The organism is Obesumbacterium proteus (genome assembly GCF_001586165.1).
In the GTDB taxonomy this organism is placed as follows: Bacteria; Pseudomonadota; Gammaproteobacteria; order Enterobacterales; family Enterobacteriaceae; genus Hafnia; species Hafnia protea.
The window spans coordinates 3768451-3782430 of record NZ_CP014608.1; the positions used below are offsets into that span (position 1 = coordinate 3768451).

A 13980-nucleotide genomic window follows, 5' to 3' on the forward strand; every position below is an offset into this window, starting at 1 on the left:
AACATCTGCACTGGCTTTTTATCGAGTCAACGAAACGCTAGTAATTAGGCGTTTTCGTCGCGCTCTTCATCATCAGACTCTGATGCGTCATCGACGCTTTCAGCATCGTCTGCAATATCAGCAACATCGCCGTCAACCGCCGCATTCTCTTCACCATCGAGAACTTCATCATCCTCTTCTGGTTCAGCAACGCGCTGCAAGCCAACCACGTGTTCGTCTTCAGCGGTGCGGATCAGCGTAACACCTTGGGTGTTACGACCAACAACGCTCACCTCAGCAACGCGGGTACGTACCAACGTGCCAGCATCGGTGATCATCATAATCTGATCGCATTCGTCGACCTGAACAGCGCCAACCACGTTACCATTACGCTCGCTGACCTTGATAGAGATAACCCCCTGAGTCGCACGGGACTTGGTTGGGTACTCTGCAACGCCGGTACGCTTACCGTAGCCATTTTCGGTCACGGTCAGAATATCGCCTTCGCCACGAGGGATGATCAGTGAGACAACGCGGTCTTCACCGTTGAGGTTGATACCACGCACGCCCGTTGCGGTACGGCCCATAGAACGCACTTGGCTTTCTGGGAAACGCACCACTTTACCGGCCGCAGAGAACAGCATCACTTCGTTGCTGCCGTCGGTCAGATCAACGCCAATCAGCTCATCGCCTTCGTTCAGATTCACGGCAATAATACCCGCGCTGCGAGGACGGCTGAAATCGGTCAGCGCAGTTTTCTTCACGGTACCGCTCGCGGTTGCCATGAAGACGTGACGACCTTCTTCGTATTCACGCACCGGAAGAATGGCGGTAATACGTTCGTTGGCTTCCAGCGGCAGCAGGTTGATGATCGGACGACCACGCGCACCACGGCTCGCTTCAGGCAACTGATAGACCTTCATCCAGTACAAACGACCACGGCTTGAGAAGCACAGAATGGTGTCGTGCGTGTTGGCCACCAGCAGGCGGTCAATGAAGTCTTCTTCTTTAATACGTGCAGCTGACTTACCTTTACCACCGCGACGCTGTGCTTCGTAGTCGGTCAGAGGCTGGTATTTCACATAGCCCTGATGCGACAAGGTCACCACTACGTCTTCCTGCGAAATCAAATCTTCGATGTTGATATCAGCAGTGTTTTCAGTAATTTCGGTACGACGCGCATCGCCAAACTGGTCACGAACCGCGATCAGTTCTTCGCGAATCACTTCCATCAGGCGATCTGGGCTTTCCAGAATGAAAATCAGCGCAGCGATCTGTTCTAACAGATCTTTGTATTCGTCGAGCAGCTTCTCATGCTCAAGGCCGGTCAGTTTCTGCAAACGCAGATCCAGAATAGCCTGTGCCTGCTGTTCAGTTAGATAGTAATGACCTTCACGAATACCGAACTCTGGCTCCAACCATTCAGGGCGCGCAGCGTTATCGCCAGCACGTTCCAGCATCGCTGCAACGGTGCCCAGTTCCCAGCCGCGTGCAACCAGCAGTGCTTTCGCTTCCGCAGGGTTTGGTGCATGGCGGATAAGTTCAATGATTGGGTCGATGTTCGACAGCGCAATCGCCAAACCTTCCAAGATGTGCGCACGATCGCGAGCCTTGCGCAGTTCAAAGATGGTACGACGAGTAACAACTTCGCGGCGGTGGCGAACGAATGCCTGTAGGCAGTCTTTCAGCGTCAGCAGTTTAGGCTGTCCCTGATGCAGCGCCACCATGTTGATACCAAACGTCACCTGCATTTGCGTCAGTGAGTAGAGGTGGTTCAGAACCACTTCGCCCACGGCGTCACGTTTGATTTCAATAACAATACGCATACCGTCTTTATCGGACTCATCACGCAGAGCGCTGATGCCTTCCAGACGTTTTTCTTTTACCAACTCAGCAATTTTCTCGATCAGGCGAGCTTTGTTCACCTGATAAGGAATTTCATGCACGATGATGGTTTCGCGGCCGGTTTTTTCGTCCGCTTCAACTTCGGCTTTGGCACGGATATACACCTTGCCGCGCCCAGTACGATACGCTTCCTCAATACCACGACGACCGTTGATGATCGCGGCAGTTGGGAAATCCGGGCCAGGGATATGCTGCATCAGGCCTTCAACCGTAATGTTTTCGTCATCAATATAGGCCAAGCAGCCATTGATCACTTCATTCAGGTTGTGTGGAGGAATATTGGTTGCCATACCTACGGCGATACCGGAAGAACCGTTTACCAGCAGGTTTGGAACTTTGGTTGGCAACACCGCTGGGATTTGCTCGGTGCCGTCATAGTTAGGCACGAAATCAACGGTCTCTTTTTCCAGATCCGCTAACAGTTCGTGAGCAATTTTGGACATACGGATTTCGGTATAACGCATTGCTGCGGCGGAGTCGCCATCAACAGAACCGAAGTTACCCTGTCCATCAACCAACATGTAACGCAGCGAGAACGGCTGAGCCATACGAACGATAGTATCGTATACCGCGCTATCACCATGTGGATGGTATTTACCGATAACGTCCCCGACGATACGGGCCGATTTTTTATATGCTTTATTCCAGTCATTGCCCAATACATTCATCGCGAACAGAACGCGACGGTGAACTGGCTTCAGTCCATCACGAACATCCGGCAGCGCACGCCCGACGATAACGGACATGGCGTAATCCAGATACGAGTTTTTCAACTCTTCTTCGATGTTGACCGGCGTAATCTCTCTGGCAAGGTCGCTCATGGAGCTGCTATCCCTCTACTGACTTCTGATGATTCATCTGCTGCCGCTACCCTAACAGACACCCTTGGGTATATTCATCGAATAGATCAAAGCGCATACACGATGACAAAGACCGCGAATTATATCATAAAGCCGGATTTAGTGCGAAACCCTGTGCGCTTTTCAATGCATGGCGGAATTAACCTCATTTAGCCAAGAATCTGTATAATCCACAGCAGTACTTTTCTCAAAAAATTATTTTCCGGTGAATGATTCACGCCACCAGAAATATCTTAGAAGGAGTGTTCGATGTCTGAACAAAACGTAGACCATCAGGAAATTGCTAAATTTGAAGCCGTTGCATCGCGCTGGTGGGATCTCGAAGGGGAATTTAAACCCCTGCACCGCATTAACCCTCTGCGCCTGAACTATATCCAGCAACGCGCCGACGGTGTATTTGGTAAGAAAATCCTCGATGTTGGCTGCGGCGGCGGCATTCTGGCCGAGAGCATGGCACGTGAAGGCGCCGAGGTGACAGGCTTGGATATGGGCGCAGAGCCCTTGCAGGTCGCCCGCTTGCATTCACTGGAAACCGGCATCAAAGTCACCTACGTTCAGGAAACCGTTGAGCAGCACGCCGACGAGCATGCGGGTCTCTACGATATTGTCACCTGCATGGAAATGCTGGAACACGTCCCCGATCCGCGCTCCGTGGTGTTGGCATGCGCCAAGCTGGTAAAACCCGGTGGACACGTTTTCTTCTCAACGATTAACCGCAATAACAAAGCCTGGCTGATGGCGGTGATTGGCGCTGAATACGTACTGAAGATGGTGCCAAAGGGAACTCACGATGTGAAAAAATTCATTCGCCCTGCGGAATTGATCGGTTGGATCGACGAAACCCCGCTGCGCGAACGCAATATGATTGGCCTGCACTACAACCCGTTAACAGATAAGTTCAAGCTGGCACCGAACGTGGATGTGAATTATATGGTGCATACGGTTAGGGATTTGGGATGAGATTTCGTACGCCTGCTGTTTATGACAACTTTGTGTAATATTCCGCCCGCCTGTCAATACCGAATTATCATGTGCCAGAAATGAAGGCGTACGGGCAGAGACCACCAGCGCGTGGTCTCTGCACTCGCGCGCTTTTATCCGAGATGCCATCTCCGCGTCGGGTCGGCATGCGCCATCCTTGGCGCCTCCTCCCCTTGTAGAAACATCCTGTTTCTACTGCTCTCTCTACCAAGACTTAAACAATCAAAAGATAAGAAGATAAGAAGACAAAAATGTCTTTTGTTTTTTCATGTTGAAAGAATGCATTTTAGAGCCGCCAGCAGGGATGCTGGTGGCAGGTCGAGGGCGCACAGGACGTGCGCTCTGAGACCGGTCGGCCAAACGACGCGGTAAAAAGCGCGCGAGTTGAGAGTCCCCGCGCAACGGGACTCTCATCGGACGCCTACGCCTGTAGTTGCATAGAAACGTATTAGCTTATTGGCGGACGAAACCGTCGCAGTAGTAACATATACTACGACTGGCCATACAACCCCTTTCCCGTTCTAAAATATTACACAAGCCCATAATCGAAAAACGAACAAACATTCACCTCACAATTCCACGATCAATATTTGACTTTTCCACTCCGAATAAGAAACCAGCAGTCGATCAATTTATTTTATTTTTAAGTGGAATCTTATCCCCCTCGCCTCTCAACCGCTGCCGCCAGTAATGACGGTACGTGAGCGCCAGACTTAACAATTCACCCCCAAGTTATCCACAATTTTGCGGCGTTTTGTTCACTTGCAAAACTGAGCCAAGAACACTATCTTGTTATCACTCCTTGATTAATACACCATATCTTGTGTTCACAACACGAAATCGACACTACACGTCAAGTTAATGCAACAATGATTTTGCATTGATTTAACGCGCATGGTTTTTATAGACACGATGACGGCTTGAACATGAGATCGCACACGGACAGGTAAATAGCCCTATGAATCAAAGTCTGCTGGTCACTAAGCGTGACGGAAGCAAAGAACGTATCAATCTTGATAAAATCCACCGCGTACTCGATTGGGCTGCTGAAGGCTTGAGTAATGTCTCAGTTTCTCAGGTGGAATTACGTTCTCACATCCAGTTTTATGATGGGATCCGCACCGCGGATATTCACGAAACCATCATCAGGGCCGCCGCAGACCTGATCTCCCGTGACGCTCCAGACTATCAATATCTGGCTGCGCGTCTGGCTATTTTCCATCTGCGTAAAAAAGCTTACGGCCAGTTTGAACCGCCTAAATTGTACGACCACGTGGTTAAACTGGTCGAAATGGGCAAATATGACAAACATCTGCTGGAAGACTACACCACAGAAGAGTTTGCCCAGATGGACGAGTTTATCGACCATTGGCGCGACATGAATTTCTCTTACGCCGCGGTTAAGCAGCTGGAAGGGAAATATCTGGTTCAGAACCGCGTATCCGGCGAAATCTACGAGAGCGCCCAGTTCTTGTATATTCTGGTCGCCGCGTGCCTGTTCTCTAATTATCCGCGTGAAACCCGTCTGAGCTATGTAAAACGCTTTTATGACGCGGTATCAACGTTCAAAATTTCGCTGCCTACGCCAATCATGGCGGGCGTGCGTACCCCTACCCGCCAGTTCAGCTCCTGTGTGCTGATCGAGTGCGGCGACAGCTTGGACTCTATCAATGCCACGTCCAGCGCTATCGTAAAATATGTCTCCCAGCGTGCCGGTATCGGCATCAACGCCGGTCGCATCCGTGCGTTAGGTAGCCCAATTCGCGGCGGTGAAGCTTTCCACACCGGCTGTATTCCGTTCTACAAACACTTCCAGACTGCGGTTAAATCCTGCTCTCAGGGCGGCGTTCGCGGCGGCGCGGCAACGTTGTTCTACCCGTTGTGGCATTTGGAAGTTGAAAGCCTGCTGGTGTTGAAAAACAACCGTGGTGTTGAAGGTAACCGTGTTCGCCATATGGACTACGGCGTGCAGTTGAACCGCCTGATGTATCAGCGCTTGATTAAAGGCGGCGACATTACGCTGTTCAGCCCATCAGACGTTCCGGGCCTGTACGATGCTTTCTTTGCCGATCAGGACGAGTTCGAACGCCTGTACATGCAGTACGAAGCCGACGACAGCATTCGTAAGCAGAAAGTTAAAGCGGTGGAATTGTTCTCGCTGATGATGCAAGAGCGCGCCTCAACGGGCCGTATCTACATCCAGCACGTTGACCACTGCAACACCCATAGCCCGTTTGATCCGGCTATTGCACCGGTGCGCCAGTCCAACCTGTGTCTGGAAATCGCCCTGCCAACCAAACCGCTGAGCGACGTGAACGACGAAAACGGTGAAATTGCGCTGTGTACGCTGTCGGCGTTTAACCTTGGCGTTATTAAATCGCTGGACGATTTAGAAGAGCTGGCGGTGTTAGCCGTTCGTGCCCTTGATGCCCTGTTAGACTATCAGGACTATCCGATTCTGGCGGCTAAGCGCGGTGCGATGGGACGTCGTACTCTGGGAATCGGCGTGATTAACTACGCCTATTATCTGGCGAAGAATGGCGTGCGCTACTCCGACGGCAGCGCAAACAATTTGACGCACAAAACCTTTGAAGCCATTCAGTATTACCTGCTGAAAGCGTCTAACGAGCTGGCCAAAGAACAAGGCGCGTGCCCGTGGTTCAATGAAACCACCTACGCACAGGGCGTACTGCCAATCGACACCTATAAGAAAGACTTGGATACGATTTGCAACGAGCCTCTGCACTACGATTGGGAAACGCTGCGTCGCGAGATTAAAGAGCACGGTCTGCGTAACTCTACGCTGTCTGCGCTGATGCCGTCTGAAACCTCTTCGCAGATTTCTAACGCAACCAACGGCATTGAGCCACCGCGTGGCCATATCAGTATCAAAGCGTCGAAAGACGGTATCCTGCGCCAAGTGGTGCCAGAGTATGATCGCTTGAAAAACGCTTATGAGCTGCTGTGGGAAATGCCAAACAACGATGGCTATTTGCAGCTCGTCGGTCTGATGCAGAAATTTATCGATCAGTCGATTTCCGCTAATACCAACTACGATCCGTCTCGCTTCCCATCAGGGAAGGTTCCGATGAAGCAGCTGTTAAAAGACTTGCTGACGGCGTACAAATTTGGGGCTAAGACCCTGTATTATCAAAACACCCGTGATGGCGCAGAAGATGTGCAAGACGATTTGCAGGCCGTTGCCGAAGACGACGGTTGCGAAAGCGGTGCTTGCAAGATTTAACCAAGACCAGCACGAAACCGCCGATATCCATCGGCGGTTTTATCCTAAACGGTAGGATTATAGTTTTATGGCATATACCACATTCTCTCAAAACAAAAACGATCAGTTACTCGAACCTATGTTCTTCGGTCAGCCGGTTAACGTGGCGCGTTACGACCAGCAAAAGCATGAAATTTTTGAAAAACTGATCGAAAAACAGCTCTCTTTCTTCTGGCGCCCCGAAGAAGTTGACGTGTCTCGCGACCGTATCGACTATCAAGCGCTGCCGGAACATGAAAAACACATTTTTATCAGTAACCTGAAATATCAAACTCTGTTGGATTCCATTCAAGGACGCAGCCCGAACGTCGCGCTGTTGCCGCTGATCTCTATCCCTGAGCTCGAAACTTGGGTCGAAACTTGGTCGTTCTCTGAAACTATTCACTCACGTTCTTACACGCATATTATCCGTAATATCGTTAACGATCCGGCGGTGGTGTTTGACGATATCGTCACCAATGAAGAAATCCTCAAGCGTGCGAAAGACATTTCCGGCTACTACGATGATTTAATTGAGATGACCGGTTACTGGCATCTGCTGGGCGAAGGCACTCACACCGTCAACGGTAAAACCGTCAACGTGAATCTGCGTACCCTCAAGAAACAGCTCTATCTGTGCCTGATGAGCGTCAACGCGCTGGAAGCGATTCGCTTCTACGTCAGCTTCGCCTGCTCTTTCGCCTTTGCTGAACGCGAACTGATGGAAGGCAACGCCAAAATCATCAAACTGATTGCCCGCGATGAAGCCCTGCACCTAACCGGCACCCAGCATATTCTGAACCTGATGCGTTCAGGTCAGGACGATCCTGAAATGGCCGAAATCGCCGTAGAGTGCGAACAGCAATGCTATGACCTGTTTGTGCTCGCTGCACAGCAGGAAAAAGAGTGGGCAGAATATCTGTTCCGCGATGGCTCCATGATTGGCTTGAACAAAGATATCCTGTGCCAGTACGTTGAATACATCACCAATATCCGCATGCAGGCCGTTGGCTTGGGGCTGCCGTTCCAAACGAGCTCTAACCCAATTCCGTGGATCAATGCTTGGCTGGTGTCTGATAACGTTCAAGTGGCACCGCAGGAAGTGGAAGTGAGCTCTTATCTGGTTGGTCAGATTGACTCCGAAGTCAACGCTGATGACCTGAGCGACTTCGAGCTGTAATCCCTTGAGCTTTTCACCCTACCAAGACTCGACGCTGGCGGCAGACGATGCCGCTAGCATCGAGACTGAAAATGCCAGCGCTGAGCCGCTTACGCCCACTATCACACTCGCGCTTTCTGGCGCTAAGCTTGCATTCACGCACGGCAAAGCCTCGCTGCTTGAAGCCCTTGAGCATCATAATGTTCAGGTCGAGTACCAATGCCGTTCAGGCTATTGCGGTTCTTGTCGTTGCAAAATGACCAAGGGGCGCGTGGTGTATCGCCAACAGCCACTGGCTTTCATCAACGAAGGTGAAATTTTGCCTTGTTGCTGCCATCCAGACGGAGACATCGAGGTGGAGCTTTAATCGCCTCCACCGCGATTTCTTATCTGCAACGCCTTCTCTATCACACTGATAATTCTCGCAAGAACCTGTCTTTGCTCCCACATTTCTGCATGTTTATTTCAAACCGCACACAATCAATTGTATGATGTAGCCAGCTTTTTATGTGATAAGGACTCGGCTTGGCTCAGACGTGTGCTGGCAGCCGATTTATAAATAATCAGCGACTGATCATAGATTATTTGGTTCTAGCAAACTCCTTTTGGGACTTTGCATGCTTAGCTGCGCTTTTTTAGTGTGGTGTCAGCTAGTTATATTGCCAAGTAGTACGAATCGAGTCTTATCACGGAGCTGTTCAACGATGCAAAACACAATAACAATGAAAGCCAAACTATTACCTGTGCTGATTTTGGCCTCACTTTCCGCCGGAACGTTAAGCGCCAGCGCATGGGCGGCGACGCCACCGAAAACGCTGGTCGTAGTACAAACGCTGGATGATATCGCCAGCCTCGACCCTGCGGAGAGCAACGAGCTTTCCAGTATTCAAACGGTGCCGAGCCTTTACCAACGCCTGATCCAAGCCAACCGCGATAATCCAGCCAAGATTGATGCCGTGTTAGCCGAGAGCTGGCAAGGCGACGCTGCCAATAAAACACTCACCGTTAAGCTGCGCCCCGATGCCAAATTCTCTTCCGGCAACCCTGTGCGCCCCGAAGACGTCATCTTTTCCTATACCCGCGCCGTAACCCTTAATAAATCGCCAGCGTTTATTTTGAACGTATTAGGCTGGGAAGCGGATAACGTCGCCAGTCATCTGAAGAAAATTGACGACCATACGCTACAGCTCACGTGGACCGCGAATGTGAGCCCCGACGTGGCGCTGAACATCCTCTCGACGCCGATTGCCTCTATCGTTGACGAAAAAACCGTCACGCCTAATATCAAAAAAGACGACTTTGGTAATGAGTGGCTCAAAATGCATTCAGCGGGAAGCGGGCCGTTCAAAATGCGCGTATATCAGCCGCATCAGGCCATCGTTTTGGATGCCAATCCGCTATCAAACGACGCGCCTAAAATCGCCAATATCATCATTAAGAACGTGCCCGATCCGGCGTCTCGTCGTTTGCTGATCCAACAGGGGGACGCCGATATTGCCCGTGGGCTTGGTGCAGACCAAACCTCGGCGTTGCAGAATCAAGCCGGTATTAACGTGATGAGCATTCCTTCAGCCGAGCAAAACTATTTGGCGTTCAACACCGGCAATACCGCGAATCCATTACTGGCAAACCCTGCGCTGTGGGAAGCGGCGCGCTATCTGGTCGATTACAAAGGCATCACGCAGGACTTACTCAAGGGCCAATATTTTGTGCATCAGAGTTTCCTGCCGGTCGGTTTTAACGGCGCGCTGGAGAATAATCCGTTTAGCTTCGATCCTGCTAAAGCGAAAGCCATTCTCGAGAAAGCTGGGATCAAAAATTCCACCTTCACGCTGGATGTTGAAAACAAAGCGCCGTTTATCACCGTGGCTCAGTCAATCCAAGCCAGCTTCGCGCAAGGCGGCGTGAAAGTGGAGCTGCTGCCAGCGGCAGGAAGTCAGGTTTATGCACGCGTGCGTGCGCGTCAGCATCAGGCCGCGATCCGCATGTGGCTGCCGGACTATTTCGATGCGCATTCCAACGCCAGCGCTTTTGCCTACAACGATAACAAAGGCAGCACCGTCGCGTGGCTAAACGGCTGGAAAATCCCTGAACTAAGCCAGCAAACGCTCGCCGCCGTTGCCGAGGCCGACAGCGCCAAACGTTTGGATATGTATACCAAAATGCAGCAAGAGCTACAGCGTAGCTCGCCGTATGTGTTTATCGATCAGGCTAAAACTCAGGTTGTGCTCCGCGACAACGTGAAAGGCTATCAGCAAGGGCTGAACGCCGATATGGTTTATTACGATCGCGTAACCAAGTAATTCATCCGCTTTTTATCTACAGAAAGCGGAGAAACTATGGCTGCTGACTTCACGCCGGAAAATAATTTCCGGCGTCATTTACAGACCCTGTTGCAGGGTCTGCTTACGCTCGCATTAACGCTCTTCGGGCTGCTGCTGATTACGTTTTTGCTTTCCGCGCTCTCTCCCGTCGATCGCGTATTACAAATCGTGGGCGATCATGCCAGCGTCTCCACCTACAATCAGGTTCGTCACCAGTTAGGGCTAGATCAGTCGCTGCCGGTGCAGTTCTGGCACTATCTGATTCAGCTTGGGCACGGCGATCTGGGTACCGCCAGCGCAACCGGCCAACCGGTGCTACAGGATTTACTCACCGTATTTCCTGCCACGCTAGAGTTAGCGACGCTGGCGCTCATTATCGGAGCCACCCTCGGCGTTCTGCTGGGCGTGCTGTGCGCGCGCTATGCAGGAACGGCGTGGGATCCGACCATCCGCACGCTCACCCTGCTCGGCAATTCGGTGCCTATCTTCTGGCTTGGCCTACTGATGCTGTTGTTGTTCTATGCGCGTTTGCAGTGGAGCGCAGGGCCGGGAAGGCTGGACGATATTTATCAATACAGCGTTGAGGCCAAAACTGGTTTTGTGCTCATCGATACCCTGCTTTCCGGCGACAGCGGCGCGTTTCTCAACGCCATAAATCACCTGACGCTACCGGTTTTACTGTTGGCCTATTTTTCGATGGCCAGCATCACTCGGCTAACCCGTTCGGCGTGTCTGGGCGAAATGAATAAAGAGTACGTCACGCTGGCTCGTGCCAAAGGAGCAAGCGAAACCACCATTCTGATACGCCACGTATTGCCCAATATTCGCGGGACGTTATTCACCGTGATTGCGCTGGCCTATACCGGCATGCTGGAAGGCGCGGTTCTGACTGAAACCGTATTTTCCTGGCCGGGCATTGGGCGTTATCTCACAACCGCCCTCTTTGCCGGTGACACCACAGCGGTGATGGGCGGCACGTTAGTGATTGGCGTGTGCTTCGTGTTGATTAATAACCTGACGGATCTGTTGGTACGTCTCACCGATCCGAGGGTGCACTAATGAATCTATTACGCAAAATTCTGCGTTCACCGGCAGCCTGCTGTGGATTGATGATTATCCTGCTGCTGATAATCTGCGCCATTTTTGCACCGTGGTTAGCGGGGCAAGATCCCAATTGGCAAAATGCAGCGGCGCGTTTGCTGCCGCCCGAACCGGGACATTGGCTCGGCACCGATGCCTATGGGCGAGACATGTTGGCGCGGCTGCTGTATGGCACCCGCCCGATGTTAGGTATGGTGCTGCTGGTGACTGCGATCACCCTTCCGCTCAGCCTGCTGATCGGCATTTTATCGGGCTATTACGGCGGTTGGACTGAGCGCGTACTGATGCGATTTACCGATGTTGTGATGTCGATGCCGCGCTTAATTCTAGCCTTTGCCTTTGTCGCTATGCTTGGCCCTGGGCTTATCAATGGCGCACTGGCGCTGGCGCTCACCACGTGGCCCGCCTATGCCCGTCAGGCTCGAACTGAAATTCAAAAACTCAGGAACAGCGATTATCTCAGCGCCGCAGAAATGCTGGGCATTCACGGTTTCAGGCTGATGTGGGGACATATTTTGCCCCTCTGCTTGCCTTCCGCCATCGTCCGTTTGGCGCTGGATTTGGCGGGTATTATTCTTGCGGCCGCTGGCTTGGGCTTCTTAGGATTAGGCGCTCGCCCGCCAATGGCCGAATGGGGCGCGATGATCGCCGACGGCATGCAGGTGATCTTTGATCAGTGGTGGATTGCCGCCATTCCCGGCGCGGCCATTCTACTCAGCAGCTTGGCGTTCAATCAGCTGGGCGACGGCCTGCGTGATATTTTGGAGTCCGATCATGACTGATATTTCACCGAACCATTCGCTAATTGAAGCCGTGGATTTATCGGTTCATTTTGGTCAGGCGTGCGTCGTCAACCAGCTAAATTTTTCCTTAGGCCATGAACGTTTAGCCTTGGTGGGAGAATCCGGCTCCGGCAAATCAATGACCGCTCGCGCACTGATGGGGCTAATTCGTCAGCCGGGCAAAGTCAGCGCCACCACGCTACGTTTTGAACAGCAAAATTTACTGGCGCTGAAACCCAAACAATGGTCTGCGCTACGCGGCAATAGCATCGCCATGGTGCTGCAAGATCCGCGCTACGCGCTCAATCCGGTGCATACGATTTACCACCAAATTGAAGAGGCCCTCACGCTGCACCAGCGCTTGCCACGCCGTCAACGTCATGAGCGGGTGTTGCACACCGCTGAATCGGTCGGGCTTCCCGCTCATAGCCTAAAACGCTATCCGGGCGAGCTTTCTGGCGGGCTGGGGCAGCGCGCCATGATTGCCATCGCGCTGATCAACAATCCAAAAGTGCTGATCGCGGATGAACCCACCTCTGCGCTGGATGCTCGCCTGCGCCATCAAATTCTTTCTCTTTTGGTGGAACAGTGCGAACAACGCCAGATGGGGCTACTGCTGATTAGCCACGATCTGCCGTTGGTGGCCGAACACTGCGATCGCGTGATGGTGATGTATCAAGGGCAGTGCGTAGATGAACTGCGGGCGGCTGAGCTGCCACAGGCCACGCATCCTTACACCCGAACGCTCTGGACCTGCCGACCGAATGCCCAAACCTACGGTTCCCTGCTGCCGGTTCTGGATCGCTCACGTGCTTTTGGAGGAGAACCTCGTGCCGCTGATTAATATCCAAGATTTACACGTCAGTTTTTCTGACGGACGACAGCGCAAACACGTGGTGCAGTCGGCGCATTTTCAGGTCAATGAGGGCGAAACCTTTAGCCTGATCGGCGCATCCGGCTGTGGGAAATCGACTATTTTGCGCGTCATCGCCGGTTTGCAGCGTGAATGGCAGGGACAGATTGATTTATTAGGCTCCCCTCTGCGCCCGCAAAAACGGCTCAGCGGGGAACTCCGCCGCAATGTGCAGATGGTGTTTCAAGATCCCTATGCCTCGCTGCATCCTCAGCATCGACTGTATCGTTCTTTGGCAGAACCGTTGCAGATTCATCGCGAACCTAACGTAGAACAGCGGGTGGCTGAAGCACTACAACAAGTGGGACTTCCCGCCGATGCAGCACAGCGTTTTCCTCACCAAATTTCGGGAGGGCAACGCCAACGCGTCGCCATTGCCCGCGCCCTGCTGCTGCGGCCTAAAATCTTACTGCTCGATGAGCCTACCTCTGCGCTCGATATGTCGGTTCAGGCAGAAATCCTTAACCTGCTTAACGAGCTAAAGCAGCGGCACGCCATGACCTATCTACTCGTCAGCCACGACGCCGACGTGATTGCCCATATGTCTCAACGTGCGGCCTTGATGGAGGATGGGAAAATTATCCGGGAGTTTGATCGTGCAGCGTTAGCGCGCGGTGAACATCGCTTCGATTGAGATCGATGGATATGAAAAAGCCCCTGAGCAGATAGAGGCTCAGGGGCTTTTTAGAACTGAATAATCAGTCGGGCAAATCA

General features: G+C 52.1%; 10 protein-coding genes. 9 read left to right on the top strand and 1 reads right to left on the bottom strand.

Going from position 1 to position 13980, the window contains the following annotated elements:
* Positions 1-44 precede the first annotated feature (44 nt).
* The gene (gyrA, locus tag DSM2777_RS17755) at positions 45-2705 is read right to left on the bottom strand and encodes a DNA topoisomerase (ATP-hydrolyzing) subunit A (protein ID WP_061554722.1); all 2661 of its coding nucleotides are present in this window, start codon (positions 2703-2705) and stop codon (positions 45-47) included.
* A gap of 288 nt (positions 2706-2993) precedes the next feature.
* Here gyrA and ubiG point away from each other — a divergent pair, with 288 nt between their 5' ends.
* The 9 genes from ubiG (at position 2994) to DSM2777_RS17800 (ending at position 13900) form a co-directional block, all read left to right on the top strand.
* Entirely contained in the window at positions 2994-3704 is a 711-nt protein-coding gene (gene ubiG / locus DSM2777_RS17760; RefSeq protein ID WP_061554723.1) for a bifunctional 2-polyprenyl-6-hydroxyphenol methylase/3-demethylubiquinol 3-O-methyltransferase UbiG, read from the top strand.
* A gap of 979 nt (positions 3705-4683) precedes the next feature.
* Positions 4684-6969 (top strand): class 1a ribonucleoside-diphosphate reductase subunit alpha, encoded by a 2286-nt coding sequence (nrdA, locus tag DSM2777_RS17765; RefSeq protein ID WP_061554724.1) that lies wholly within the window; start codon positions 4684-4686, stop codon positions 6967-6969.
* Positions 6970-7036: 67 nt separating this feature from the next.
* Positions 7037-8167, top strand: a complete 1131-nt coding sequence (gene nrdB, locus DSM2777_RS17770; RefSeq protein ID WP_061554725.1) for a class Ia ribonucleoside-diphosphate reductase subunit beta — start codon at positions 7037-7039, stop codon at positions 8165-8167.
* A gap of 58 nt (positions 8168-8225) precedes the next feature.
* Entirely contained in the window at positions 8226-8513 is a 288-nt protein-coding gene (yfaE, locus tag DSM2777_RS17775) for a class I ribonucleotide reductase maintenance protein YfaE (RefSeq protein ID WP_061555430.1), read from the top strand.
* A gap of 355 nt (positions 8514-8868) precedes the next feature.
* Positions 8869-10449: an ABC transporter substrate-binding protein gene (locus DSM2777_RS17780; RefSeq protein WP_061554726.1), complete on the top strand. Its 1581-nt coding sequence runs from the start codon at positions 8869-8871 to the stop codon at positions 10447-10449.
* 36 nt (positions 10450-10485) lie between these two features.
* Complete coding sequence (locus DSM2777_RS17785) at positions 10486-11529, top strand: ABC transporter permease (protein ID WP_061554727.1); 1044 nt, start codon at positions 10486-10488, stop codon at positions 11527-11529.
* Positions 11529-12353: an ABC transporter permease gene (locus tag DSM2777_RS17790; RefSeq protein WP_061554728.1), complete on the top strand. Its 825-nt coding sequence runs from the start codon at positions 11529-11531 to the stop codon at positions 12351-12353. Before DSM2777_RS17785 ends, DSM2777_RS17790 begins: the two co-directional genes overlap by 1 nt.
* Complete coding sequence (locus DSM2777_RS17795; RefSeq protein ID WP_061554729.1) at positions 12346-13197, top strand: ABC transporter ATP-binding protein; 852 nt, start codon at positions 12346-12348, stop codon at positions 13195-13197. Before DSM2777_RS17790 ends, DSM2777_RS17795 begins: the two co-directional genes overlap by 8 nt.
* A complete protein-coding gene (locus DSM2777_RS17800) occupies positions 13184-13900 on the top strand; it encodes an ABC transporter ATP-binding protein (protein ID WP_061554730.1) in 717 nt (238 codons plus the stop codon). The genes DSM2777_RS17795 and DSM2777_RS17800 overlap by 14 nt, the downstream gene beginning before the upstream one ends.
* Positions 13901-13980 lie beyond the last annotated feature (80 nt).

What these genes read in the sequence shown, in the direction of transcription:
- gyrA (WP_061554722.1), bottom strand. Translation starts at nt 2,705, where the DNA reads ATGAGCGACCTTGCCAGAGAGATTACGCCGGTCAACATCGAAGAAGAG.
- ubiG (WP_061554723.1), top strand. Translation starts at nt 2,994, where the DNA reads ATGTCTGAACAAAACGTAGACCATCAGGAAATTGCTAAATTTGAAGCC.
- nrdA (WP_061554724.1), top strand. Translation starts at nt 4,684, where the DNA reads ATGAATCAAAGTCTGCTGGTCACTAAGCGTGACGGAAGCAAAGAACGT.
- nrdB (WP_061554725.1), top strand. Translation starts at nt 7,037, where the DNA reads ATGGCATATACCACATTCTCTCAAAACAAAAACGATCAGTTACTCGAA.
- DSM2777_RS17780 (WP_061554726.1), top strand. Translation starts at nt 8,869, where the DNA reads ATGAAAGCCAAACTATTACCTGTGCTGATTTTGGCCTCACTTTCCGCC.
- DSM2777_RS17785 (WP_061554727.1), top strand. Translation starts at nt 10,486, where the DNA reads ATGGCTGCTGACTTCACGCCGGAAAATAATTTCCGGCGTCATTTACAG.
- DSM2777_RS17790 (WP_061554728.1), top strand. Translation starts at nt 11,529, where the DNA reads ATGAATCTATTACGCAAAATTCTGCGTTCACCGGCAGCCTGCTGTGGA.
- DSM2777_RS17795 (WP_061554729.1), top strand. Translation starts at nt 12,346, where the DNA reads ATGACTGATATTTCACCGAACCATTCGCTAATTGAAGCCGTGGATTTA.